The sequence below is a fragment of the Bradyrhizobium sp. ISRA464 genome, assembly GCF_029910095.1.
Lineage (GTDB): Bacteria > Pseudomonadota > Alphaproteobacteria > Rhizobiales > Xanthobacteraceae > Bradyrhizobium.
The window spans coordinates 5,475,613-5,500,074 of sequence record NZ_CP094526.1; the positions used below are offsets into that span (position 1 = coordinate 5,475,613).

General features: G+C 64.1%; 23 protein-coding genes. 19 read left to right on the top strand and 4 right to left on the bottom strand.

All coding sequences use genetic code 11. From position 1 onward, the window contains the following. Positions 1-106 precede the first annotated feature (106 nt). Positions 107-1,015, bottom strand: a complete 909-nt coding sequence (locus MTX19_RS25600) for a LysR family transcriptional regulator (protein WP_280979866.1) — start codon at positions 1,013-1,015, stop codon at positions 107-109. Between the two features lie 230 nt (positions 1,016-1,245). Here MTX19_RS25600 and MTX19_RS25605 point away from each other — a divergent pair, with 230 nt between their 5' ends. The 7 genes from MTX19_RS25605 to MTX19_RS25635 all read left to right on the top strand — a co-directional run bounded on the left by MTX19_RS25605 (position 1,246) and on the right by MTX19_RS25635 (position 9,662). Continuing rightward, positions 1,246-1,536 carry a hypothetical protein gene (locus tag MTX19_RS25605; protein WP_280979867.1) on the top strand — a complete coding sequence of 97 codons (291 nt, stop codon included), beginning with the start codon at positions 1,246-1,248 and terminating at the stop codon, positions 1,534-1,536. Positions 1,537-1,591: 55 nt separating this feature from the next. After that, positions 1,592-2,863, top strand: a complete 1,272-nt coding sequence (ihpA, locus tag MTX19_RS25610) for a divalent metal ion exporter subunit IhpA (RefSeq protein WP_280979868.1) — start codon at positions 1,592-1,594, stop codon at positions 2,861-2,863. After that, the gene (gene ihpB, locus MTX19_RS25615; protein WP_280979869.1) at positions 2,860-3,816 is read left to right on the top strand and encodes a divalent metal ion exporter adaptor subunit IhpB; all 957 of its coding nucleotides are present in this window, start codon (positions 2,860-2,862) and stop codon (positions 3,814-3,816) included. Before ihpA ends, ihpB begins: the two co-directional genes overlap by 4 nt. Then, positions 3,809-7,009 carry a CusA/CzcA family heavy metal efflux RND transporter gene (locus MTX19_RS25620; RefSeq protein WP_280979870.1) on the top strand — a complete coding sequence of 1,067 codons (3,201 nt, stop codon included), beginning with the start codon at positions 3,809-3,811 and terminating at the stop codon, positions 7,007-7,009. Before ihpB ends, MTX19_RS25620 begins: the two co-directional genes overlap by 8 nt. A gap of 17 nt (positions 7,010-7,026) precedes the next feature. Then, positions 7,027-7,398 (top strand): hypothetical protein, encoded by a 372-nt coding sequence (locus tag MTX19_RS25625; RefSeq protein WP_280979871.1) that lies wholly within the window; start codon positions 7,027-7,029, stop codon positions 7,396-7,398. Positions 7,399-7,496: 98 nt separating this feature from the next. After that, positions 7,497-8,345 carry a cation diffusion facilitator family transporter gene (locus tag MTX19_RS25630; RefSeq protein ID WP_280979872.1) on the top strand — a complete coding sequence of 283 codons (849 nt, stop codon included), beginning with the start codon at positions 7,497-7,499 and terminating at the stop codon, positions 8,343-8,345. Between the two features lie 135 nt (positions 8,346-8,480). Then, a complete protein-coding gene (locus MTX19_RS25635) occupies positions 8,481-9,662 on the top strand; it encodes a cytochrome P450 (RefSeq protein ID WP_280979873.1) in 1,182 nt (393 codons plus the stop codon). A gap of 24 nt (positions 9,663-9,686) precedes the next feature. On the opposite strand, the gene MTX19_RS25640 is transcribed toward MTX19_RS25635, so the two are convergent. Both MTX19_RS25640 and MTX19_RS25645 read right to left on the bottom strand, forming a co-directional pair. Further along, complete coding sequence (locus MTX19_RS25640) at positions 9,687-10,859, bottom strand: M20 aminoacylase family protein (RefSeq protein WP_280979874.1); 1,173 nt, start codon at positions 10,857-10,859, stop codon at positions 9,687-9,689. 168 nt (positions 10,860-11,027) lie between these two features. Further along, positions 11,028-11,798, bottom strand: a complete 771-nt coding sequence (locus MTX19_RS25645; protein ID WP_280979875.1) for an IclR family transcriptional regulator C-terminal domain-containing protein — start codon at positions 11,796-11,798, stop codon at positions 11,028-11,030. 182 nt (positions 11,799-11,980) lie between these two features. On the opposite strand from MTX19_RS25645, the gene MTX19_RS25650 reads away from it, so the two are divergent. The 12 genes from MTX19_RS25650 (at position 11,981) to MTX19_RS25705 (ending at position 22,926) form a co-directional block, all read left to right on the top strand. Then, positions 11,981-12,472: a MaoC family dehydratase gene (locus MTX19_RS25650; RefSeq protein WP_280979876.1), complete on the top strand. Its 492-nt coding sequence runs from the start codon at positions 11,981-11,983 to the stop codon at positions 12,470-12,472. 11 nt (positions 12,473-12,483) lie between these two features. Further along, positions 12,484-12,936 (top strand): MaoC family dehydratase, encoded by a 453-nt coding sequence (locus MTX19_RS25655; protein ID WP_280979877.1) that lies wholly within the window; start codon positions 12,484-12,486, stop codon positions 12,934-12,936. A 298-nt stretch (positions 12,937-13,234) separates the two neighbouring features. After that, on the top strand, positions 13,235-13,432 hold the full coding sequence (locus MTX19_RS25660; protein ID WP_280976899.1) for a DUF3311 domain-containing protein: 198 nt from the start codon (positions 13,235-13,237) through the stop codon (positions 13,430-13,432). Continuing rightward, positions 13,429-14,895, top strand: coding sequence for a sodium:solute symporter (locus MTX19_RS25665; protein WP_280979878.1), 1,467 nt, complete (start codon positions 13,429-13,431; stop codon positions 14,893-14,895). Before MTX19_RS25660 ends, MTX19_RS25665 begins: the two co-directional genes overlap by 4 nt. Positions 14,896-15,082: 187 nt before the next feature. After that, positions 15,083-16,702, top strand: coding sequence for a GMC family oxidoreductase N-terminal domain-containing protein (locus tag MTX19_RS25670; protein ID WP_280979879.1), 1,620 nt, complete (start codon positions 15,083-15,085; stop codon positions 16,700-16,702). Between the two features lie 4 nt (positions 16,703-16,706). Next, positions 16,707-17,645 (top strand): alpha/beta hydrolase, encoded by a 939-nt coding sequence (locus tag MTX19_RS25675; protein WP_280979880.1) that lies wholly within the window; start codon positions 16,707-16,709, stop codon positions 17,643-17,645. 64 nt (positions 17,646-17,709) lie between these two features. Beyond that, on the top strand, positions 17,710-19,629 hold the full coding sequence (locus MTX19_RS25680; protein WP_280979881.1) for a KUP/HAK/KT family potassium transporter: 1,920 nt from the start codon (positions 17,710-17,712) through the stop codon (positions 19,627-19,629). A 134-nt stretch (positions 19,630-19,763) separates the two neighbouring features. Further along, positions 19,764-20,030: a hypothetical protein gene (locus MTX19_RS25685; RefSeq protein WP_280979882.1), complete on the top strand. Its 267-nt coding sequence runs from the start codon at positions 19,764-19,766 to the stop codon at positions 20,028-20,030. Positions 20,031-20,220: 190 nt separating this feature from the next. After that, positions 20,221-21,165, top strand: a complete 945-nt coding sequence (locus MTX19_RS25690; protein WP_280979883.1) for a metallophosphoesterase — start codon at positions 20,221-20,223, stop codon at positions 21,163-21,165. A gap of 18 nt (positions 21,166-21,183) precedes the next feature. Further along, positions 21,184-21,507 (top strand): cupredoxin family copper-binding protein, encoded by a 324-nt coding sequence (locus MTX19_RS25695; RefSeq protein ID WP_280979884.1) that lies wholly within the window; start codon positions 21,184-21,186, stop codon positions 21,505-21,507. A 94-nt stretch (positions 21,508-21,601) separates the two neighbouring features. After that, complete coding sequence (locus MTX19_RS25700; protein WP_280976891.1) at positions 21,602-22,159, top strand: sigma-70 family RNA polymerase sigma factor; 558 nt, start codon at positions 21,602-21,604, stop codon at positions 22,157-22,159. Further along, positions 22,156-22,926, top strand: coding sequence for an anti-sigma factor (locus MTX19_RS25705; RefSeq protein WP_280979885.1), 771 nt, complete (start codon positions 22,156-22,158; stop codon positions 22,924-22,926). The genes MTX19_RS25700 and MTX19_RS25705 overlap by 4 nt, the downstream gene beginning before the upstream one ends. 136 nt (positions 22,927-23,062) lie before the next feature. On the opposite strand, the gene hpnO is transcribed toward MTX19_RS25705, so the two are convergent. After that, positions 23,063-24,454, bottom strand: coding sequence for an aminobacteriohopanetriol synthase HpnO (hpnO, locus tag MTX19_RS25710; protein ID WP_280979886.1), 1,392 nt, complete (start codon positions 24,452-24,454; stop codon positions 23,063-23,065). Positions 24,455-24,462 lie beyond the last annotated feature (8 nt).

Sequence of the window (24,462 nt, forward strand, 5' to 3'; positions counted from 1 at the left end):
ACGCCGTCGGGGCGATGCCCCGCGCCGGACGACAAGGCCCGCACCATCCGGTGCGGGCCTTTTGCATTTAGCCGTGAGGCAATGGCCACCGCGCAGGGCCGGATGCTCAGGCGGCGTAGCCCTTGGCCACCTCGGCGAGCAGACCGCGCGCCCATTTGTGCAAGCCTGACTTGGCGGTCCTGGCGCTCCAGTACATGTCGATCGAGATCGGCACCCGGAACGGCAGGGCAGCGACATGCAGCCCGCCGCGCATCGCGCGCGCCAGATGATACGGAATGGTGGCGACGAGCCGGGTGCCGGCGATGATGCGCTCCAGACTGTCATGATTGGGAAGGGTTACCGCCGGCTCCAGCGCGATGTCCTTGGCCTTGAGAACATCGAGATAGAGCGGCTGCCACTCGCCGCTATGGGTCACAAAGACATGCTGCGCCCTGGCATAGGCCGACAGCGCGACGCGACCGCGCGCGAGCGGATTGTCCGGATCCATCACACAAACATAGTGATCAGTAAGAATGTGGCGCCGATAGAAGCTCCCGCCGACGATCCCGACCGGACCAAGGACGATGTCGCACTGGTTCTGCTTGAGATGGACGTTGCCATGTCCGGCGGCATCGAGCAGCACCAGCCGCGCCTGCGGCGCGCTCGCGCGCAGCCGGGCGCAGAATTGCGGGATCAGCGTCTGGCGTTCGTGATAGTTGCAGGAGATCGTCATGGTGCCTTGCGCGACGGCCGGATCGAACTCGGCCGGCACGGCAAGCCCCTCCATCTCGCCGATCATGTCCCGCGCCCAGGCGACCAGCGACGCGCAGCGCTCGGTCGCGCTGACGCCATTACCCTGGCGAACGAACAGCGGATCGCGCAGCACGCCGCGCAACCGCTCGATCGCGTAGCTGATCGTCGACTGGTTGACGTCGAGCCGCTTGGCCGCAGCCGAGAACGACTGCAGGTCGTACACCAGCACGAGGGTCCGCAAGGTCCCGATGTCGATCGGATCGATCGATGAATTGGCCGCCACGCCTGACCTCCCGCATTGGCCTCCGGCCGGTAGCCTAGCACAAGGCCATGCAGAATCTCGATGACCCCGATTGTGGCCGCGGGCGGCCGGCCTCTTCGCTGCGCACAGGGCCGAGTTTGTGATAGTGCTGATTGCCGATCCTTGCTATCGGTAGGTGGATGAGGCGAAAAATCGGCAGATCGCGCTCCAGCGCGGCTTTCCTCCGTGGGCTCTTAACCGCATTTCTTGCGATGGCTTATGTCGTCGTCGGGGCCGGTGGAGAGATTTCCTGCGCCGCGGAGACGCTTGAGATCAACAGTCGGGCCACGGTAGACGTTGCGCAAGACAAAGCCGACCCGGGGACCGAGAAATCGGCCACTGTCGTCGACCATTGCTACACCTGCGTGCCTCTGTTGCTGCCGGCCCCGGTGCTGGTCGCGGAGCCACCGGCGAAGCCGGCCGTACTGACCCTCAGGACGCCAACCTTCGTTCTCAAGGCTCATCCCGGGCTCGATACGCCGCCGCCTAAATATCCGGCCTGAACGCGTCTTCGGAGTGCGGAACGCTCGACTGATCGGTTCGTCAGGTAGCTCTTCTATGTTCGCCAAGACAATTACGCGTCTTGCGTGCGTGGCCGCATTTCTGGTCGGCCCGTGGCTCGCAGGTCCGTCATATTCGCAGACCCTCACGATGAGGGCTGCGCTGGCGCGCGCGCTCGCCGCCAGCCCCCGTCTGACCGCAGCCGAACGCGACGTGGGAATTGCCACCGGCCAACGCATGCAGGCCGGGGCATTGCTGAATCCCGAGCTGTCCTACGAGCAGGATAATTCCTTCGGCTCGGGCGTGTACCGGGGAACGAAATCAGCGGAGACCACACTGCAGATCAGCCAGGCGTTCGAATGGTTCGGCAAGCGCGAGGCCCGGATCGCGGCCGGCCGCGCGGGCGTCGAGGTGGCGGCGATACAGCGGACGGCCGTTCGGTTGGAGGTCCTTTCCGAGACGGCGATCGCCTTCCTGAACGTGCTTGGGACGCAGCGCCGGATCCAGATCCTCGATGAGCAGGTCGCCGCCATTGACCGGCTGTCTCCACTGCTCCAGCGCCGCGTCGAGGCCGGTGCGTCGTCCCCCGCGGAAACCGGGCGGGCGGAAGTGGCTTCCGCCCTGGTGAAGGCAGATCGTGAACGCGTCAGAGCGTCGCTGGCGAGCGCGAGGCGCGAACTGGCAGTCCTCATGGGAGACGCAACGCCGAAATTCGCGGCTGTTTCCGGCCGTTTCGATATCGCAGGCCGGCCGCCCTCGTTTCCGTCCGTGGTGGCGGCGATCGATGCAAACCCGCAATTGGTCCGCTGGACCGCCGTCTATGCCCAGCGCAACGCCGAACTCCTGCTGGCGCGGCTGAAGCCATATCCGGACGTGAGCGTCGCCGCCGGATGGCGTCATTTCAACACCACAAACGACGATGCGGTCCGGCTGACCCTCTCTGTGCCCATCCCGGTTTTCGATCAGAACCAAGGCAACATTCTCTCCGCTGAGGAAGCTCTGGCGAAGACGAAGGCGGAGCGGGAGGCCAACCGCAACACGCTGATCGTCGTCGCGGGGCGCGCGTATGACTCGTTGCAGGGTTCGCTGCGCGAGCTTGCAATCCTGCGCGAGATCGCGATTCCCAAAGCCCAACAGGCGGCGGATGCCATTTCGGAAGGCTACGGCCAGGGCCGCTACACCCTCCTGGAAGTGCTGGATGCTCAGGCCAACGTTGCCCAGGCCCGATTGCGCGAGCAGGAAGCCCTGCAGAATTTCCACGTCGCCGTCGCAACCATCGAGGGGCTGGTCGGCAATCCTTTTTCGCTCGCCCGCGAGAGCTCACGATGATTTCCACGACGGTCAGATATCTTGCATTCATCCTCGTCGCCGCCAGCCTGATCTACGGCGGCTATCGGATGATCGTGCCTGCAACCACAAACAGTGCTGTGACGGAAAAGACCGAGAAGGCGAAAAAGGAGGAAGCTTCGGAAGGCGTCAATATGAGCGACGCGAAGGTCTCGGCAGCCGGGATCGAGCTCGCGACGGCGTCCCCGGCGGTGCTGCGTGACAGCCTGCAACTGAACGGTGCGGTCCAACCCAACCAGGAATCGCTCGTCCAGGTCACACCGCGTTTTCCTGGCATCATACGGGAAGTGCGCAAGCGGATCGGCGATCGCGTTCAGCGGGGCGACGTGTTGGCCGTCGTGGAGAGTAACCAAAGTCTTACGCCCTACGAGCTCAAGGCAGTCCTCGCCGGAACCGTCATCGACAGGCAGACCACGCTCGGCGAATACGTCTCCGAGCAGAAGCCGGCGTTTGTGATCGCGGACCTGTCAACCGTGTGGGTCGATTTTTCAGTCTACCGGCGCGACATCGGCCGGGTGCACGTCGGCGACCCGGTGTTCATCGATCCGGCGGATGGTCGACCCACAATCGAAGCCAAGATCAGCTACCTGTCGCCGGTCGGCAGTAGCGAAACGCAGAGTGCGCTTGCCCGAGCGATTGTGCCAAACCCGGACCAGCGGTTGCGCCCCGGCCTGTTCGTGACCGGCCGCCTGACATTGTCGGAACGGAAGGTGCCGGTCGCCGTGAAGTCGTCGGCGCTGCAGACGATCGAGAACCGCACCGTTGTCTTCGTCCGCAGCGGCGACAGGTTTGAGCCGCGCGACGTCGAGCTCGGTGAGCGCGATCCGCAATTTGTCGAGATCACCTTCGGTGTGCTGGAGGGAGACGTCTATGCGGCCCGGAACAGTTTCATCTTGAAATCGGAAATGGGGAAAGGTGCAGCCGACAATGATTGACGGCATCCTATCCTTTTCGATCCGCCATCGCTGGCTGGTGATGGTCGGCGTACTGGCGCTGGCCGGGTTCGGCATCTGGAATTTCGCGCAATTGCCAATTGACGCGGTCCCTGACATCACCAACGTCCAGGTCCAGATCAACAGCCGGGCGCCGGGCTACACACCGCTTGAGGTGGAGCAGCGCATTACATTCCCTATCGAGACAGCGATGGCCGGATTGCCGCGTCTCGAAAGTACAAGGTCGCTGTCGCGCTACGGCATCAGCCAGGTCACGGTGATTTTCAGGGATGGGACCGACATCTACTTCGCGCGGCAATTGATCAACGAACGGATCCAACAGGTCAGGGATCAACTGCCCGCCGGCATCGAGACCGCAATGGGGCCAATCTCGACGGGCCTCGGCGAGATCTACATGTACACGGTCGAGGCCAAGGCCGGAGCCCGAAAGGCAGACGGGGAATCGTACACTCCGACCGATCTGAGGACGATCCAGGACTGGATCATCAGGCCAAGGTTGAGGACCGTCGCCGGCGTCAACGAGGTCAATACCGTCGGCGGGTTTGAGAAGCAGTTTCATGTGCTGCCCGATCCGGCGCAACTGATGGCCTACAAGCTGACCTTTCGCGACGTCATGACCGCACTGGCCGCCAACAACGCCAATGTTGGCGCCGGCTATATCGAACGCAACGGCGAACAATACCTTGTCCGCACGCCTGGTCAGGTCAGCAGCATCGACGAGATCAAGCGGATCGTACTCGGATCGCGCAACGGCGTTCCGGTGCGGGTCTCCGACGTCGCCGAGGTCCGCGAGGGCACCGATCTGCGTACCGGGGCTGCCACACTCAACGGACAAGAGGTCGTGCTGGGCACCGCGATGCTTCTGATCGGCGAAAACAGCCGCACGGTGGCGCAGGGTGTCGCAGCCAAGCTCGAGGAGATCGGGAGGTCCCTACCCGACGGCGTGATCGCGCATACCGTCTACGACCGTACCCGCCTCGTCGAAGCGACCATTACAACCGTCAGGACCAATCTCCTCGAAGGTGCGGTCCTGGTCATCGCCGTGCTATTTCTGATATTGGGGAACATCAGGGCCTCCATCGCCACGGCGTGCGTCATTCCGCTTTCGATGCTGTTCGCGATCACCGGCATGGTGGAGAACCGGGTCAGCGCCAACCTGATGAGCCTGGGCGCCATCGATTTCGGTATCATCGTCGACGGCGCGGTCATCATTGTCGAAAACTGCCTGAGGCTGCTTGCAGCCGAACAGCACCGGCTGGGTAGCATTCTCAACCGCGAAGAGCGTTTCGCGACGATCCTGGAAGGATCGCGCGAGGTCATCGGTCCAAGCCTGTTCGGAACGTTCATCATCGCCGCGGTCTACCTGCCGATCCTCACGCTCGGCGGCGTCGAAGGAAAGATGTTCACACCGATGGCTTTGACGGTGCTGATGGCGCTGACCGGAGCCAGCATCCTTTCGCTGACATTTGTACCCGCGGCGGTCGCTATCCTGGTGACCGGCAAAGTCTCCGAACGCGAGAATTTCTTTATGCGCGCGGCGCGACGGATCTATATCCCACTGCTTGATGGATCGCTGCGCAACAGCATTGGCGTCGCGCTCATAGCAGCGCTGCTGGTCGTCGTTTGCGCGATTGCGGCGACCCGCATGGGCGGCGAGTTCATACCGAGTCTTGATGAGGGCGATGTTTCGATGGAGGTCATACGCATCCCCGGAACTAGCCTGACGCAGTCGGTCGAGATGCAGGAGATGCTCGAAAAGCGGTTGCTCAGAGTGCCTGAGGTTAAAGATGCGTTCGCGCGGACAGGCTCGGCTGAAATCGCGACCGATCCGATGCCGCCATCGGCCGGTGACGGCTACGTCATGTTGAAGCCGCGGGACCAGTGGCCTGATCCGAACAAGCCGAAAGCGGCGGTCGTCTCCGACCTCCGGGAAGCCATGGAGGACGTTCCGGGAAGCGCCTACGGAATCTCCCAGCCGATACAGCAACGTATGAACGAGACAGTATCAGGCGTCCGGAGCGATGTGGGCGTGAAGATTTTCGGGGACGATCTCGACGTTCTGGTTCGCGCTGCGTCGCAGGTGCAAGCCGTCCTGCAGAAGGTACCCGGCGCCGCCGATGTGAAGAGCGAGCAGGTGGAGGGGCTGCCGGTGCTGACCGTCAAGGTCGACCGGCAAGCTCTGTCTCGCTTCGGGATAAACGTCGCCGACGTCCAGAACGCGGTGGAAATTGCAGTCGCAGGAAAACGCGAGGGGCAGGTGTTTGAAGGCGACAAGCGCTTCGACATCGTCGTCAGGCTCCCCGAACACTTGCGTTCGGATGTCGAAGCGATCCGGTCGCTGCCGATCCCGCTGCCACCAGCGGAAAATTCAGCCAGAGCGACGCCGGCCCTGTGGGGCAATTCACCTCTTGGGCAAATCCGCTACGTCCCGCTGTCGGAACTCGCCGCGGTCGAGCTCGCGCCCGGTCCGAACCAGGTCAGCCGCGAGGACGGCAAGCGGCGGATTGTCGTCACGGCAAATGTGAGAGGCCGCGACCTTGCATCCTTTGTCGCCGAAGCCCAGAATCAAGTGGCGCAACGGGTGAAGTTGCCTGCCGGTTACTGGATCGGATGGGGCGGGCAGTTCGAGCAGCTCGTCTCTGCCGCGCGGAGACTGGCCGTTGTGGTCCCGGTCGCGCTCTTTGTCATTTTCCTGCTGCTTCTCTTGAGCCTTGGATCGGCGTCCGATGCCGTATTGGTCTTCAGCGGCGTCCCGCTAGCGCTGACAGGTGGCGTGGCGGCGCTCCTCCTGAGGGGCATCCCGCTCTCAATCAGCGCCGGCATCGGGTTCATTGCACTCTCCGGCGTCGCCGTACTCAACGGCCTCGTGATCATCACGTTCATTGAGAAGTTGCGAGGACAAGGACTCCCGCTCGCCGCCGCCGTGCGACAGGGCGCGCTGACGCGGCTGAGGCCGGTCCTGATGACGGCCCTTGTCGCCTCCCTCGGCTTCATACCGATGGCGACAGCAACGGGTGCCGGTGCTGAGGTGCAACGGCCGCTTGCGACCGTCGTCATCGGCGGCGTTATCTCGTCAACCATCCTGACGCTCCTGGTATTGCCCGCGCTTTACGTCCTGTTCCGGCGGGAGCGTGGCACGGCTGCACATCGAACCACTGTTGGAGCCAAACAATGAGCCGTTGGAGCACAACAATGAGTCGCGTCCTGCTTGTTGTCATGGCCCTTGTGATGGCAGTTCCTGCCCTCGCCGAAGAGTATGAGAAGGGTCCTCATGGCGGTCTCACGCTCGACGTTGCCGGCATCGATGCTGAATTGCTGACATCCGGAACCACCGTCACCATCAACGTCTTCAAAGCGTTCAGTCCGACGCCGATTTCGACCAAGGGCTATGTCGCGGCGGTGCTGATCACAGGCGCTACCGGGCGCGAGACGGTCACGCTTGTCCCCTCAGGCGAGAATTCGCTGAAGGGTGATGCCAGGAACGCGATAGCGCCGAACACAACGATTACGCTGACCATCAAGACCGCCGATGGCAAGTCCGGCCAAGTCAAGTTCAAACAGTAGCGTGTGACGAGACAGCCCGAGGGCCTTCGCCGATGCGATCAAGGGATCGCAAGCTGCTCCGCGAGGAAGGCAGGACACAAGAACAAGACATAGACGAAATGAACGAAACCGCGATCTCGAACTCCACCGTCCGATACCGGATCACCGGCATGGATTGCTCGGACTGCGCGGCCAAGATCAAGGGCGCAGTCAGCAAGGTGCCAGGCGTGGACGAGGTGGACGTCTCGATCGCCAGCCAAATCATGACGCTGCGGCTGGGCGAAGGTGATCATCGGTTGCCGCTTGTCGAACAGACGGTGACGGGGCTCGGATATCAGCTCGCCCGCACGGACGGCGGCGATAGCTGCCGCGACACACCCGAACCCACCCACGTCACGCCAGCCTACCAGCGCGCTCTTTGGATCGTGGTGCTGCTCAACGTCGGTTACGGCCTGGTGGAAATTATCGGAGGCTTCATCTCGGGCTCCCAAGCCCTGAAAGCGGACGCGCTCGACTTCCTCGGGGATGGATCGATCACCTTTCTGGCATTGCTTTCCATCAGTTGGAGTCTTCGCTGGCGCGCGCGCTCAGCGCTCCTGCAGGGCCTGTTTCTAGGGGCGCTAGGGATCCTCGTCTTACTGAACGCAGCCTACCGCACAGTCGTCTTGAACCAGCCGGAGGCCGATCTGATGGGCATCTTCGGTTTCATTGCCCTGGGGGTGAACTTTGCGTCGGCTGCGCTGCTGCTCCCTCACAGGGCGGGGGATGCCAACGTTCGTGCGGTTTGGCTGTTCTCCCGCAACGATGCCATCGGCAACGCGGCCGTGGTCATTGCGGCGGGCCTCGTCTGGTGGACGGAAACGCCGTGGCCCGATCTGGTCGTCGCCGTCGTGATTGCCGGCCTGTTTCTCCATTCCGCTTGGGCCATTGTTCGCGATGCGAGCCGAGACCTCAAGACAGCGCAATGATCGCCCAGAAGTGAGCGGCTGACGCCGCTCACTTCTGATGGCCATGCAATAATTCGATGACCTTGATTGAGTCTATCGAATTGAGTGATTGCGCGCCCCTGGCTAGCCTTTGCAAAAAGCCGCCCGGGAGGATCAATGACCAGCACCGTGCCGGTCGTCACGGATATCTCGTATCAGGATCTGCTCGACGACCCCTATCCGATCTTCCGCCGCCTGCGTGAGACGGCGCCCGCCGTGTTCGTCGAGACGGCGAAGCTGACGCTGGTGACGCGCTTCGACGACATCGCAAAGGTCGAGCGCGATCCGGCGACCTACTCGGCTGACAATCCCGCCTCGCTGGTCAACAAGGTGATGGGGCCGACCTTCATGCGCAAGGACGGCGCCGAACATGCGATCGGCCGCAAGGCGATCGAACCGTCCTTCCGGCCCGCGATGATCAAGGAGCACTGGGCGCCGAAGTTCACGGCGATCTGCGTGACGCTGATCGACGCGCTCGCCGGCGCGGGCGAGGCCGATCTGTTCACGGCGCTCGCTGCGCCGATGGCTTCGCTCAGCCTGATGGAGATGATCGGCTTTGACCCGATGCCGTGGCAGATCCTAGCCGAATGGTCGCAATCGCTGATCGACGGCGCGGGCAATTACGCCGGCGATGCCGAGATCGAGCGCAAGGCGATGCAGGCCGGGGCGGCCGTCGACGCCGCGATCGAGGCGGTACTCGATCATCACCGCAGCCATCCCAACCCCTCGATCCTGTCGTCGATGGTCTATGCCGATCCGCCGATGTCGATCGAGGCTGTCAGAGCCAACATCAAGGTGATCATCGGCGGCGGGCTGAACGAGCCGCGCGACGCGATCCTCACGCTCGTGCTCGGCCTCCTGGAAAATCCGGCGCAGAAGAGAAGTGTGCTGGCGAAGCCGGAGCTATGGCCGGCCGCGCTCGAGGAAGCGGTGCGCTGGGTCTCGCCGATCGGCATGTATCCGCGCCGCGTGACCCGCAGCGTCGATCTCTCCGGCGTCGAGCTGCCGCAGGATCTTCAGATCGGGCTCTGCGTCGGCACGGCGAACCGCGACGACAAGCGGTTTGCCGATCCTGACAGCTTCGACGTCTTGCGGCCCAAGCAGTCGCATCTGGCATTCGGCGCCGGGCCGCATTTCTGCGCCGGCACCTGGGTCTCGCGGCTCACCGTCGGCAAGATCGTGGGGCCGATGCTGTTCGAGCGACTGCGCAATTTGCGGCTCCGCGACGACGCCCCGCCGGTCGTGCGCGGCTGGGTGTTCCGCGGGCCGGTCTCGCTGCCGGTGAGGTGGGATGCGTGAGGCAGCAATGACGACTGGGAGAAATCACGCCGCCAGCGCGTTCTCCACGATCTTCACGAAATACGATGTGCCGTAAACGATCGCCTCGTCGTTGAAATTATAGGCAGGGTGGTGCAGGCCAGCGCTGTCGCCGTTGCCGCAGAAGATGAAGGCGCCGGGTCGCGATTCCAGCATGTAGGAGAAATCCTCGGCGCCCATCAGCGGCGGCATCTCGTGCACGTTGGCGGCGCCGGCGACTTCCTTCGCGACGCGGGTCGCGAATTCGGTCTGCGAACCGTGGTTCACGGTGACCGGATAACCGCGCTCATAGGTGAGATCGATTTTCGCGCCGGTCATCTTCGCGACGCCGTCGACGACCTCGCGCACGCGCTTCTCGACGAGGTCGCGGACCTCCTTGGTCAGCGTGCGCACGGTGCCGCGCAGCTCCGCGGTCTGCGGGATCACGTTGCGGGCGTTGCCGGCGTGAAATTCGCACATCGAGATCACCGCGGAATCGAGCGGATCGACGGTGCGCGAGACGATCTGCTGCAGCGCGGTGATGAGCTGCGCACCGACCAGCACGGAATCGATGCATTTGTGCGGCCGCGCGGCGTGACCGCCGTGCCCCTCGATCTTGATGTCGATCGCGTCGGTTGCGGCCATGATCGGGCCGGTGCGGATCGCGAACGAGCCGACCGGAATCCCCGGGCCGTTGTGCATGCCGTAGACCTGCTCGATGCCGAAACGGTCCATCAGGCCGTCCTTGATCATCGCGGCGGCTCCGGCCCCGCCCTCCTCGGCCGGCTGGAAGATCACGACGGCGTCGCCGGCGAAATTGCGCGTCTCGGCGAGATAGCGCGCGGCGCCAAGCAGCATCGCGGTGTGGCCGTCATGGCCGCAGGCGTGCATCTTGCCGGGCGTCTTGGAGGCGTACGGCAGGTTGGTTTCCTCATGGATCGGCAGGGCATCCATGTCGGCGCGGAGCCCGATCACCTTGATGTCGCCCTTGGCGGGTCCCTTCTTGCCCTTGATCACCCCGACCACGCCGGTTTTGCCTAGGCCGGTCACGACCTCATCGCAGCCGAACTCCTTCAACCGGTCAGCCACGAATGACGCAGTGCGGTGCACGTCATAGAGCAGTTCGGGGTTTTCGTGGATGTTGCGGCGCCAGGCCTGGATGTCGGGTTGCAGATCGGCGACGCGGTTGACGATGGGCATGAGAGTTCTGACCTCGAAGGTTGGACTGCAATTGTCCTCTCTAGCATGCAAGGACCGGTCCACCCAACAGCTGTGGCATGCCTCAGACCGGGTCCGGCGGAGCAGCAAATGCAGAGCCGGCCGACCGCTGGTTGTCGAACATGCGCTGCGCAGCCCGGATGATTTCGGCTAACCCGACGTGAGCATCTGGCTGCGGATTTCCTGTGCGGTGCGGCGTAGCGGAAGCAAATATTTCTTGCGCGCGCCGGCCTCGCTGACCGTGCCCGAGATGGTGTTGACGCTGAGCGCTGCGACCACCGCGCCGGCCGGATCGCGCAAGGGCACCGCGATGCCGCAGATCGCCGGATCGAGTTCGCCGTCGACCCAGGCATAGCCCTCGCCCTCGACGCGCGCGAGCAGCTCGCCCAGCCGCACAGGATCCGTGACCGTGCGCGGCGTGACCTGCCTGAAGGTGCCGGAGGCGAGATAGGTGTCCCGACTCGCGGGCGGCAGCGCCGCGAGCAGCACGCGGCCGAGTGACACCAGATGCGCCGGCAGGCGGCTGCCGACGCCGAGATTGGCCGACAGGATACGGCGCGCCGGCAGGCGCAGTGCGTAGACGATCTCGTCCTCGTCGAGCACCGCCATCGCGCAGGACTCGCCGATCTCGTTGCGCAGGTTTTCCAGCGCGCGTTGCGCATGCGCCCAGTACGGCAGCGCGTTGAGGTAGGACAGGCCGAGCCCAAGCGCGCGCGGCCTTAAGCTGAAATAACGTCCGTCGGAGGCGCAATATTTCAGCGCCACCAGCGTCGCCAGGATGCGGCGCGCGGTAGCGCGGTTGAGGCCGGCGGTATCCGCGGTTTCCGCCAGCGTGTGCCGTCCCGGCGGCTTGCCGAGCGCCTCGATGATCGAGAAGCCGCGCGCGATCGCACGCACGAAGCCGTCGCTCTCTTTGCTCATGGCGTCCTCTTTGCTCATGGCGTCATTTTGTTGGGGGCGTCGTTTTGCTCATGACATCGCAGCCCGCATGGCAGCCTGCACATGACGCGGCTCTCCGCGCTTGTCAGGGGTTCCCGACCGCGCTAGCGTTCATATAGCGAATTAATTGTTCGCCTAGCGAACTCCTAGCAGGAGAAACAAAGATGGCGCAAGCAGAAAATTCTGCGGCCGGCAGTTTCGAAGCCGATTTCTGGAAGGACGCGAAGCTGCGCAAGGTCTGGGACGAGATCGTCCCCGGCGAGCCGCGCAAGACGCTGCCCTACAAGCTGACGCAGGAGGCAATCGCGCTGTATTGCCGCGCGGTCGGCGAGACCAATCCGCTCTATCTCGACGAAGCGGTGGCGAAGGCCGGCCCCTATGGCGGGCTGATCGCGCCGCCCTCGATCCACATCCTGTTGATGTTCGCCTGCACGCCGGCCGACGACTGGATGCGCTCACCGGGCACCGTCAATGCCGGGCAGTCCTGGAGCTACAACATCCCTGCCCGCCCCGGCGACACCATCACGCTGCAGGCCCGCGCGCTCGACAAGTTCATCAAGCGCGAGCGGCTGTTTGTGGTGCACGACAACGTCTTCTTCAACCAGCATGGCGACGTGATCTGCTCGGGTCGCGGCCAGACCATCCGTCCGATGTAAGGAAGTTCAGGATGACCACAGTGAATTTCGATCAGCTCAAGGCCGGCGACACCATCGACGGTCCCGCGTTTGCCATCTCGCGGGAATCCATCCGCCTGTTCTGCGATGCCTCGCTCGACTACAACCCGCTGCATCTCGACGACGACTACATGAAGGGCAATTTCGGCAAGACCAATTTCGGCGGCATCATCATGCACGGCATGAACAATTTCGGCCTGATCTCGCGCATGCTGACCGACTGGGCGATGCCCGCGGGCGCGATCCATCGCCGCCTCGAGACGCGCTGGCTGAAGCCGGTGAAGCCCGGCGACACGATCCGCCCGGCCGGCACCATCAAGGCCAAGCAAGTGACCACCAAGTCGCGCTGGGTGCTGGTCGATGTGTCCGTGCAGAACCAGCGCGGCGAAACGGTTGCAGCCGGCGAAGCGATGCTGGAGTTCCCCGCGAGCGCGAAAGCGGGTTAACGGAGTGCGCTGAAGCAGCGAGCTCTACTTCGCCTCGACCCCGTAAGAACGAGGCGAGGGAGCGCGGTCCCGTCGCGCAGCCATTCGAGCTGATCTGAAAGCAAACAATGCTCGGCAAGCCCTGCCGGGCCGCGGGCAAGCGTTCCCAGGCCCAGGCAGGAGGTCGCGCTGGCCGAACCCGGCCGTCCCTGAATAGCCTCCCCGCCCCGCCACCAACCTGAAGCTTTCGCAACCATTCGGAACGCCGGGAACTTTCGCGAATGAGATAGGTTCTCATTGCAAACCAGAGGCCTCGTCCATGCGCAGCATCCGCTGGCTCGCCGTTGCCCCGTTCCTCGCTCTCCTCGTCGGCCCGTTCTTCGTCAACCGAGCGACGCCGCTCATCCTCGGCCTGCCATCCCTGCTGGCCTGGATCGTGGTGTGGATTCTGCTCACCTCCCTCATCATGGCCGTGATCTACGCGGCCGATCCGATCAACCGGGAGGACGAGCCATGAACGCAGCGCTGCCCTTCATCGCCGCCGCCGCGCTGCTGGCGCTGGTCCTTGGCTTTCTCGCCCGACGCGGCAAGGACATGAACCTCGAGCAGTGGACGGTCGGCGGACGCGGGTTCGGCGCGATCTTCGTGTTCCTGCTGCTCGCCGGAGAGATCTACACCACCTTCACCTTCCTCGGCGGCAGTGGCTACGCCTACGGCAAAGGCGCGCCGGCCTATTACATTCTCGCCTACGGCACGCTCGCCTACGTGCTCTCCTATTTCATGCTGCCGCCGATCTGGCGCTACGCCAAGGAAAACCGGCTCTACTCTCAGTCGGACTTCTTCGTGCGCAAATACGACAGCCCGACGCTCGGCGTGATCGTCGCGCTCGTCGACATCGCGGCGCTGATCCCCTACCTCGTGCTCCAGTTCAAGGGGCTCGGCATCATCGTCGAAGTCGCCGGCTACGGCGCGATCTCCTCGACACTTGCGATCTGGATCGGGGCCGCCATCGTCGCGGCCTACGTCATGGTGTCGGGCGTGCACGGTTCGGCATGGACCTCGGTCGCCAAGGATACCTTGATCCTCGGCATCGTGATCTTCCTCGGCATCTATCTGCCCTATCATTATTACGGCGGACTGGGGTCGATGTTCGCGGCGATCGAGCAGGCCAAGCCGGGATTTATCGTGCTGCCACCGCACGGCGAGAGCCTGTGGTGGTTCTCCTCGACCGTACTGCTCACCGCCCTCGGCTTTTACATGTGGCCGCACACGTTCGGCTCGATCTACACCGCCAAGAGCGCCACGGTGATCCGCAAGAATGCGATCGTGCTGCCGCTCTATCAGCTCATCCTGCTGTTTGTGTTTTTCGTCGGCTTCGCGGCGACCCTGCAGGTCCCCGGACTCACGGGCTCGAACATCGACCTTGCGCTGTTCAAGCTGTCGGTGAAGACGTTCGATCCCTGGTTCGTTGGCGTGATCGGCGCGACCGGCGTGCTCACCGCACTGGTGCCGGGCTCGATGATCCTGATGACCGCCGCGACGTTGATCGCCAACAATCTCTACCGCGTCGTCAAGCCGTCGGCCGATGACGAGCAGGTATCGCGGCTTGCGAAGATCCTGGTGCCGCTGGTGGCGCTGGTTGCGGTGTTCTTCACCTTGAAGGGCGGGGAGACCATCGTGGCCCTCCTGCTGATGGGCTACAGCTTTGTAACGCAGCTGTTTCCCGCCCTGGTGCTCAGCCTCGCGCAGCGCAACATCGCCACGCGCGAGGGTGCGGCGGCGGGCATCATCGCCGGCGTCGTCACGGTCGCCGTCGTCAGCCTGACGGGCGTGAACTTCCACAAGCTGTCGTGGCTGCCGACCCAGGTCCAGGACCTCAACATCGGCATCGTCGCACTGGCGGTGAATCTCATTGTGCTGATTGCGGTCAGCCTGACGATGCGGCTCGCCGCGGCGCCGGCGCGCGCTGCCGCGGAATAAGTCCGAGAAAGCGACGCGAAACCAGACATCGCTGATGCTCTGAGAGAGGCCATCCGCCCCGACTTTGGCGATTCGAAGCATGTCTGGTAAGTGGGTAATCTCGGGCTTGACGCCGCAGATTTCGATTCAGACTGACGAGATATCGGTCTAATAGTCCAGCAAAGATGACCGCCGGGGAAACGAGGACATGCCGCGAAGGCTCGAGGGTGATTTCGACTACATTATCGTCGGCGCGGGCACGGCCGGCTGCATCATGGCCAACCGCCTGTCGGCCGATCCGAACAAGCGCGTGCTGCTGCTGGAAGCCGGCGGCAAGGACAACTGGATCTGGTTTCACATCCCGGTCGGCTATCTCTTCGCGATCGGCAATCCGCGCTCGGACTGGATGTTCAAGACCGAGGCCGAGCCCGGCCTGAATGGCCGCGCGCTGAGCTATCCGCGCGGCAAGGTGATCGGCGGCTCGTCGGCGATCAATGCCATGATCTCGATGCGCGGACAGGCCGCCGATTACGATCACTGGCGCCAGCTCGGGCTCACTGGCTGGAGCTACAGCGACGTGCTGCCAGTGTTCAAGCGGCTCGAGGATCACTTCCTGGGCGAAAGCGAGCATCACGGCGTCGGCGGCGGCTGGCGCATCGAGGCACCGCGGCTGTCGTGGCAGGTCCTCGATGCGGTCGGTGATGCCGCGGAAGAGATGGGCATCAAGCGCATCCCGGACTTCAACACCGGCGACAACGAAGGCACCAGCTACTTCCATGTCAACCAGAAGCGCGGCCGGCGCTGGTCGTCGGCGCGCGGCTTCCTCAAGCCAGTGCTCAATCGCCCCAACCTGCGGCTGGAGACCAATGTGCTGGTCGACCGCCTGATCATCGAGAGCGGCCGTGCCGCAGGCGTGCTGTTCCGCCAGGGCAACGATGTGGTCGAGGCGCGCGCGAAGGGCGAAGTGATCCTCTGCGCCGGCTCGATCGGCACGACGCAAGTGCTACACCGCTCCGGCATTGGCCCGTCCGAGTGGCTGTCACCGCTCGGCATCGATATCGTGCTCGATGTGCAGGGCATCGGCCGCAATTTGCAGGACCATCTGCAGCAGCGCGCGATCTACAAGGTCTCGGGCGTTCGCACGCTGAACGAGACCTATTACAACCTGTTCCGCCGCGGCCTGATGGGGCTCGACTACGCCTTCCGCCGCCGCGGTCCGCTGACCATGGCGCCGTCGCAGCTCGGCATCTTCACGCGCTCCGATCCGACACGGTCGCGCGCCAACATCCAGTTCCATGTGCAACCGCTGTCGCTCGACAAGTTCGGCGATCCGCTGCACCGCTTCCCTGCGATCACGGTGAGCGCCTGCAATCTGCAGCCGACCTCGCGCGGCACCGTGCGCATCCGTTCGTCCGCGCCGGACGAGAAGCCATCCATTGCACCGAACTACCTCGCGACCGACGACGACCGCCGGGTCGCCGCCGACGCGATCCGCACCACGCGGCGACTGATGAAGCAGAAGGCGCTGGAAAAGTACCACCCTGAGGAATTCCTGCCCGGCCCCTCCGTCGGCGACGACGATGCCGCACTCGCAAAGGCCGCGGGCGACATCGGCACCACGATCTTCCACCCCGTCGGCACCGCGAAGATGGGGACGGCCAACGATCCCCTGGCCGTCGTCGACGAGCGTCTGCGCTTCTACGGTCTCCACGGCCTGCGCATCGCTGACGCCTCCGTGATGCCGACGATCACCTCGGGCAACACCAACACGCCGACCGCGATGATCGCCGAGAAGGCTGCGGGAATGATCCTGCAGGACGCGCGATAGCTCGATGACGCAGCCGCACCGCATTGTCGTGGGCCGCGCCGACGCGCCGCTTGCGCTGGCACAATGGGGCGAGCCCGCCTCGGGCAAGCCGCCGGCGCTGCTGCTGCACGGCACCGGATTTGTCGCCGAGGTCTGGACCGAAGTCGCGGCGGCGCTGCCGTCAGACTACACGGTCTATGCGCTCGACCGTCGCGGCCATGGGCTCAGCCACAAGCCGACCGCCGATCGCTATCACTTCCAGGATTTTGCCGAGGACGTCTGCACAGTGGTCGAGAGCCTCGACCTCCGTGGCATCTTCGGCATCGGCCACAGTGCCGGCGCCACCGACCTGTTGCTCGCGGCGAAGCTGATGCCCGGACGCTTCGCGCACCTGTTCGTGATCGAGCCGACGGTGATGGATCCGCGCACACCCCGCACCGGCGGCCTGAGCGAGTTGGCCATAGCATCGGTGCAAGGCGTGCTGCGCCGCCAGGCCGAATTCGACAGTCCGGACGTCCTGTTCCAGCGGCTGCGCAAGGCGCCGGCCTTCGCGCCATGGACCGAGCCTGCGCTCTGGGCCTATGTCCGCCACGGCTTCGCCGAGCTCGACGATGGCCGCATGCGGCTGCGCTGCACGCCCGAGATCGAATCCGCGCTGCTCAAGCCGATCTTCCAGGCGATGGAGCAGACCTATAGCGGCGATACGCGCGGCAATCCGTTTCCCTGGCTGTCCGAGATCAGCTGTCCGGTCCGCATCGCCACCGCCGAGCAGTCATGGCCGATCTACAAGGAGATGGCCGCACGTGCCGCCGCGCTGATCCCGCATGCAACCCGGTGGACATTCGAGGGCATCGGACACTGCGTCGCGCAGGAAGCGCCCGATCGGCTGCTCGATGCGCTCAGGACGTTCACCGCTGAAGTCGATGGGCACCCGCGCAACGATCCGGCGCCATCGTCGTTGTAACGGCGTGACCAGCAGCCGGGTGGCCGCCCACTTGCTCGGGACGTGACGACCATGGTAGCAGCGGATGCCCTTTTCGACGATTTCTGCCCTGGACGACAAGACTGGCTTCACCGGCGCGGCGCACAGCCGGTTTGAGCAGGCGCCGAGCGCGACCAGCATTCTGCTTGCCCTCGGCATCGTCTATGGCGATCTCGGCACCAGCCCTCTCTATACGCTGCAAACTATCGTTCACCTGATGGGCGATAGCTTCACCCCGGAAGCTGCGCTCGGCTCGCTGTCGCTGATCGTCTGGGCGCTGATCATCACGATCTCGATCAAGTACTGCCTATTCGTGATGCGCGCCGACAATCATGGCGAGGGCGGCATTCTGGCGCTGATGGCGCTGACCGGCTCGCGATGGTCCGGCCGCGGCCGATGGCTGATCGCGCTCGGGCTGTTCGGCGCCACCCTGATCTATGGCGACGGCATCATCACGCCGGCCATCTCGGTGCTGAGCGCGGTCGAAGGCCTGAATGTCGCAACCGACGTGTTCAGGCCGTATACGATGCCCATCGCCGCCGCGATTCTGATCGGGTTGTTCGCGTTTCAGCGTCACGGAACCGCAACCGTCGGCAAGGCGTTCGGCCCGGTGATGCTACTCTGGTTCCTGACCATGGCGACGCTCGGCATCAGCGCGGTCGCGCGGCATCCCGACGTCTTGCGCGCGCTCAATCCGGAACACGGCTTTCTGCTCCTGACCACCCATGGTCTGCTCGGCTTCACCCTGCTCGGCGGCGTTTTCCTCGCGCTCACCGGCGGCGAAGCGCTCTACGCCGACATGGGACATGTCGGCCGCAAGCCGATCCGGCTCGCCTGGTACGGGATCGTGCTGCCGGCGCTCGTGCTGAACTACGCAGGCCAGGTCGGCAATTTCATCGCATCGCCTGATCATGGCGCCAATCCGTTCTTCAAACTCGCACCGATCTGGGCGATCTACCCGCTGGTGGCGCTTGCGACGCTGGCGACCATCATCGCAAGCCAGGCCATCATCACCGGCTCGTTCTCCATGACGCGACAGGCCATGCAGCTCGGATGGTTTCCGGGCGTGAGGATCAACCAGACGTCGGCCGAGGAATACGGCCAGATCTACGTGCCCTTCGTTAACTGGACTATGATGTGCCTGACAGTTGCGCTCGCGGTCGGCTTCGGCAGCTCCGATCGGCTCGCGGGCGCCTATGGCGCCGCCGTCTCAACGACCATGGTGCTGACCACCGCGCTGCTCTTTCAGGTGATGCGACGCACTTGGCACTGGAGCGCGGTGCGGGCGGCCGCGATCACGGGCGTGCTGCTCACGGTCGATCTTGCGTTCTTCCTCGCCAATCTCTTCAAGATCGAGGAAGGCGGCTGGATTCCCCTGCTGTTCGGCGCGCTGGTATTTGCCATCATGACCACCTGGCATTTCGGCATCGACGCGCTGCATCGGCGAAGCATGGCGCACGCGCAGCACGTCGATGCGTTTGTCGCCGGCCTGCACGAGCAGCACATCGTGCGCGTGCCGGGGACCGCGATCTTCCTCACCCGGCTCGGCCACAGGATTCCGCCGATCATCGTCGACTATGTCAGGCAGGCGCATTCGCTGCACCGGACGGCAATCGCGCTAACCGCAAGCTTTGAAAGCGTCCCCCGGATCCGGCCGGCCGATCGCATTCGCTGCCAGCAGCTCTGCGAAGGCCTCTGGCACATCACCGTGCATTTCGGCTTCGTCGAGATCCCGGATCTCCCGACCGTGCTGGCGAATGCGAAGCAGATCGGAGTGCCGGTCCAGCACGACACGACCTACTACATCGAGCGCCACGATCCCGTCAGCCGCCCGCGCCGCAATCCTTTGGCCCGATTCCAGATTGCGCTGTTCGCCTTCATGGCACGGAATTCCGCGCACGCGATCGATCGCTTCCGGATCCCGCGCGGCTCGCTGATCGAGATCGGCAGCCGGATGGAGATCTAGCAACTGCGCCGCCGGTCGCGACGCGGCAGCATGATGGGCATTGTCGGGCCGTTCCATCACCAACCGCTGCACGAAAAAATGCCGTCCCCTTGCGGGGACGGCAGATGCTACTCACGCAGTACTGGAACCGATCAATGCTTGCCGTGGCGCTCGGCGTGATGCCGGCTGGCCTCGGTGTGGTGATGCTGGGCATGGCTCGCATGGCCATAGGCGCTATGCGCGTGGTGCGCCGCCTTCTCATGATCGCCGGCTTCCTGGTGCCTGGCAGCTTCGCGGTGATGGCGCGCCGCGTGTTCGTGATGCTCGGCCGCCTTGTTGTGATGCTCAACGCCTGCGTGGTCGCTCATAGGGCTCTCCAAGTGTGGCGAAGGAAGTCTGCCATCTTTACGCAGGAGCGCTGACACTATGCTGACGGTTGCAAGACACCTTTGTTGCGGCCGTTCATATTCGGAAGCGTTTGGCCCCATTTCAAAGCCGCCCCTCACGAAATCGTCATCTCCCCTGTCCCGCCCGGGATGGCGGGAATAAACGCCCCCGCCCGCCGATCACTTCCCCGGAAACCCAATCCCTGGGCCCACGGGAGACTTTGCCATGAGCGATCACGACCATCACGATGAGGAAAAAGGCGTCAGCCGACGCAAGGTGCTGGAATGCATGACCTGGGCCGGCACCGGCGTGCTCTGGACGATCACCGGGGGCGTGCCGCATTCGCTGGGCATTGTCGACTCGGCCGCGGCCGCCGAGGCGCCCGGCATGACGTTCATGCAGATCAGCGACAGCCATGTCGGCTTCGACAAGCCGGCCAATCCGAACGCCATCGGCACGCTGGAAGAGGCCATCAACAAGGTCAAGGCGATGCCGGCCAAGCCCTCCTTCATGATCCACACCGGCGACATCTCGCATCTGTCGAAGGCCTCCGAGTTCGACGACGCCGAGCGCATCATCTCGCAGGCCAAGCTCGACGTGCACTACGTGCCGGGCGAGCACGATTTCATCGACGAGGAAGTCAAGCTCTACAAGGAGCGCTACGGCCGCGGCACCAAGGGAGCCGGCTGGTATTCCTTCGATGCCGGCGGCGTCCACTTCATCGGCCTCGTCAACGTCGTCGACCTCAAGGGCGGCGGCCTCGGCAATCTCGGCAACGAGCAGCTCGAATGGCTGGAGAACGACCTCAAGGGCCGTTCGAAGTCCACGCCGATCGTACTGTTCGCCCACATCCCGCTGTGGACTGTCTATCCGCAATGGGGCTGGGGCACCGAGGACGGCGGCCGCGCGCTTGAATATGTGAAGGGCTTCGGCTCGGTCACCGTACTCAACGGCCACATCCACCAGGTGATGCAGAAGGTCGAGGGCAACGTCACCTTCCACACCGCGCGCTCCACCGCATTCCCGCAGCCGGCGCCGGGCTCTGCCCCCTCGCCCGGCCCGATGAAGGTCGAGGATTCAAAGCTGCGCAGCATGCTCGGCGTCGCCAGCATCAACTTCAAGCAGGGCACCGAGCGGCTCGCCATCATCGACACGCCGCTGCAGGGCTAAGAAAAGGACGACAAAGCCATGACCTCAATCAACCGCCGCGACTTCGGCATCGCCGTGGTCGCGACCATGCTGCTGCCTGTCTCCGCGGCCCGCGCGGACGACGTCGCTGTCCACATCGACAACTTCGTGTTCCAGCCGGCCCAGCTCGACGTGAAGGTCGGCACCACCGTGACCTGGACCAATCGCGACGACATCCCTCACACCGTGGTGTGTGCGGGCAAATTCCGCTCGAAGCCGATGGACACCGACGGCACCTTCTCGTTCACCTTCACGGAAGCCGGTGAGTACAAGTATTTCTGTTCGCTGCATCCGCACATGACAGGCAGCATCAAGGTTGGGTAACGTGACCAGCCAGGTCATCACAACCAGGCCCGGCCGGTGGGCTTCGGTCCTCGGCCGGGCGAAAGCTCCTTCTGGAAACGCCGGGCAGAACACGATGGCGGTCAGAGCGTCGGACGACGACCCCGATAGAGCGCGGCGCTTCCGCGAGGCCGCGCTGCCCTATCTCGACGAAGCCTACACGCTGGCGCGCTACCTGCTGCGCGACGCCGCCGACGCCGAGGACGCGGTGCAGGAGTGCTATCTGCGCGCCTACAAGCATTTCGACAGCTATCGCGGTCCGGCGATGAAGCCGTGGCTGTTCGCAATCCTGCGCAACGTTTGCCGCGCCGAATATGCGCGGCGCAAGACCGCCCCCACCACCGTCGAGGAGATGCCCGAAAGCGCCGAGCAGGCGCCGCTGTGGCACGAAACCCCGGAGACGCCGGAACGGCAGATGCTGCGCCGCTTCGACGGCGACACCGTGCGCAAGCTGATCGCGGCGCTCGCCGAGCCGTTCCGCGAGACCTTCGTGCTCAGGGAAATCCAGAACCTTTCATACCGCGAGATCGCCGATGTCGCCGCCGTGCCGGTCGGCACCGTGATGTCCCGCCTCGCGCGCGCCCGCGCCATGCTGCGATCAGCCTGGCTTGCGGAACAGGAGCAAGCGAAATGACCTGCGAGGAAGCCGAAGTGCTGCTTCACGCGCTGATCGACGGCGAGCTTGACGCCGGCCATGCGCGCGAGGTGGAGACCCATATCGAGGGCTGCGCGCATTGCGCCGCGCTGATGAAGGAGTATCAGGAGATCCGCCAGGCAATGGCCGAGACCGATCTGCGCTACAAGGCGCCGCTCGAATTGCGCCGTCGCATCGAGAAGGCGTTGCCGCAGCCTCAGCCGCAGGCGACGCCGAGCCGCCGTTCGGTGCTGCGCGGCTTCGCGATGGGCTCTGCGGTCTCGGCGATCGCCGCGACCGGCCTGTTCGCGATCGTGCTGCGCAACGACGACGAGCAGCGCATCGAGGCCGAGGTGGTGTCGGCGCATCTGCGTTCGCTGCAGGCCGGACACCTCACCGACGTGGTCTCGACCGACCAGCACACGGTGAAGCCGTGGTTCAACGGCAAGCTCGACGTCTCGCCGCCCGTGATCGACCTCACCGCTCAGGGCTTCACGCTGATCGGCGGCCGGCTCGACTACGTCAACGCCCGCGAGATCGGCGCCGTGGTCTACAAGCGGCGCCAGCACGTGATCAACCTGTTCGTGGCGCAGACCGCGAACACCGAACGCCGCCCGGCGACGATGACGACGCTGCAAGGCTTCAACATCCGCCGCTGGAGCGATCACGGTCTGAAGTACTGGGCGGTGAGCGATATCGGCGCCGACGAGCTGACGGAGTTCGGCGAGAAGTTCGAGACCGCGATGCAGGCGAACAAGGAGGGATGAACGCGCCCGTAGCCCGGATCGAGCGAAGCATAATCCGGGAACGGTCTCACCGTTTTGAGAACCCCGGATTTCGCGGAGCCTGTCATCGGACTCGCATTCGCGACCCGTTGGCTCCATCCGGGCTATGTATCGAGGCTCACGCCGACTTGCGCACCGCGTTGTCGACCAGCGTCTTGCCGAGCGACCAGATCGCGCCGGGCACCTTGTGGCTGCCGGCGATCACCTCGTCGAACGCCTTTTCGATCCAGGTGCAGTCCTCTTCGGTGATAACGAGCGGCGGCAGCAGCTTGATGGTGTGGCTGCCGTGGCCAGCGACCTGGGTCAGGATCTTGTAGTCTTTGAACAGCGGCACCGTGATGAGCTGGCAGAACAGGCCCTTGTTGGCGGTCTCCAGCAGATTCCACGACGCCTTCAGCTTGAGCGATTTCGGCGGGCCGAACTCGACACCGATCATCAGGCCCTTGCCGCGGACTTCCTTCATCAGTTCATAACCGGGCACCATCCGCGTCAGCGCGAGGCGGAGCTCGGCGCCGCGCTTGGCGGCCTGCTCGACCAGGTTCTCGGCCTTGATGACCTCGAGCGTCGCGATGCCAGCAGCCATCGCCAGATCGTTCTTCGCAAAGGTCGAGCCGTGCACGACCGCGCGATCCATCTGGTTGAAGATCTTGTCGAAGATGTTCTTGCGCGTCAGCAGCGCGCCGATCGGCACGTGACCGCCGGAGAGCGCCTTCGCTAGCAGCACCATGTCGGGCTCGATGCCCCAATGCTCGATCGCAAGGAATTTTCCGGTGCGGGCGATGCCGGTCTGGATCTCGTCGGCGATAAACAGCGTGCCGTATTTGCGGCACAGCGCCAGCGCGCCGGGCAGGAACTCGTCGGTGGGCAGGTTGACGCCCTTGCCCTGGATCGGCTCGACGATGAACGCACCGACTTGTCGCGACGACAAAGCCCTTTCGAGCGCTTCGAGATCGTTGAACGGGATCGGCGTGCAGCCCGGCAACAGCGGTTCGAAACCGGTGCGGAAGTTCGTGTCATCCGTCAGCGAGAGCGCGCCATATGACAGGCCATGAAACGAATGCGAGCAGTAGACGATGCCGGGCCGGCCGGTCGCGCCGCGCGCGAACTTGATCGCGGCCTCGACGGTTTCAGCGCCGGAATTGGCGAAAAACACCTTGTCCAGATATGGAACATGTTCCAGCAGCCGTTCCGCCAGCACGCCGGCGAGCGTGGAGACGTCGAGTTGCACCAGATTCGGCAGATCGGCGTCGAGCACGCTCTTCAGCGCCTTGCGCAACGCCGGATGATTGCGGCCAATCGCAAAAACGCCAAATCCGCTCAATAGATCGAGGTAGCGGGCCCCCTGACGATCGAAGAGGTATTGACCTTGCCCCTTTTGGAAGCCGACATCGTAGCCGATGGTCTTGAGAACGCGAACGAGCTGCTCATTGAGGTGCCGCGTATGCAGGGCGCCGCGCTGCCCCTCACGCTCCACAAAAATCTCGGAAACGTCTAAATTGGAACTTACCATTCGTTACA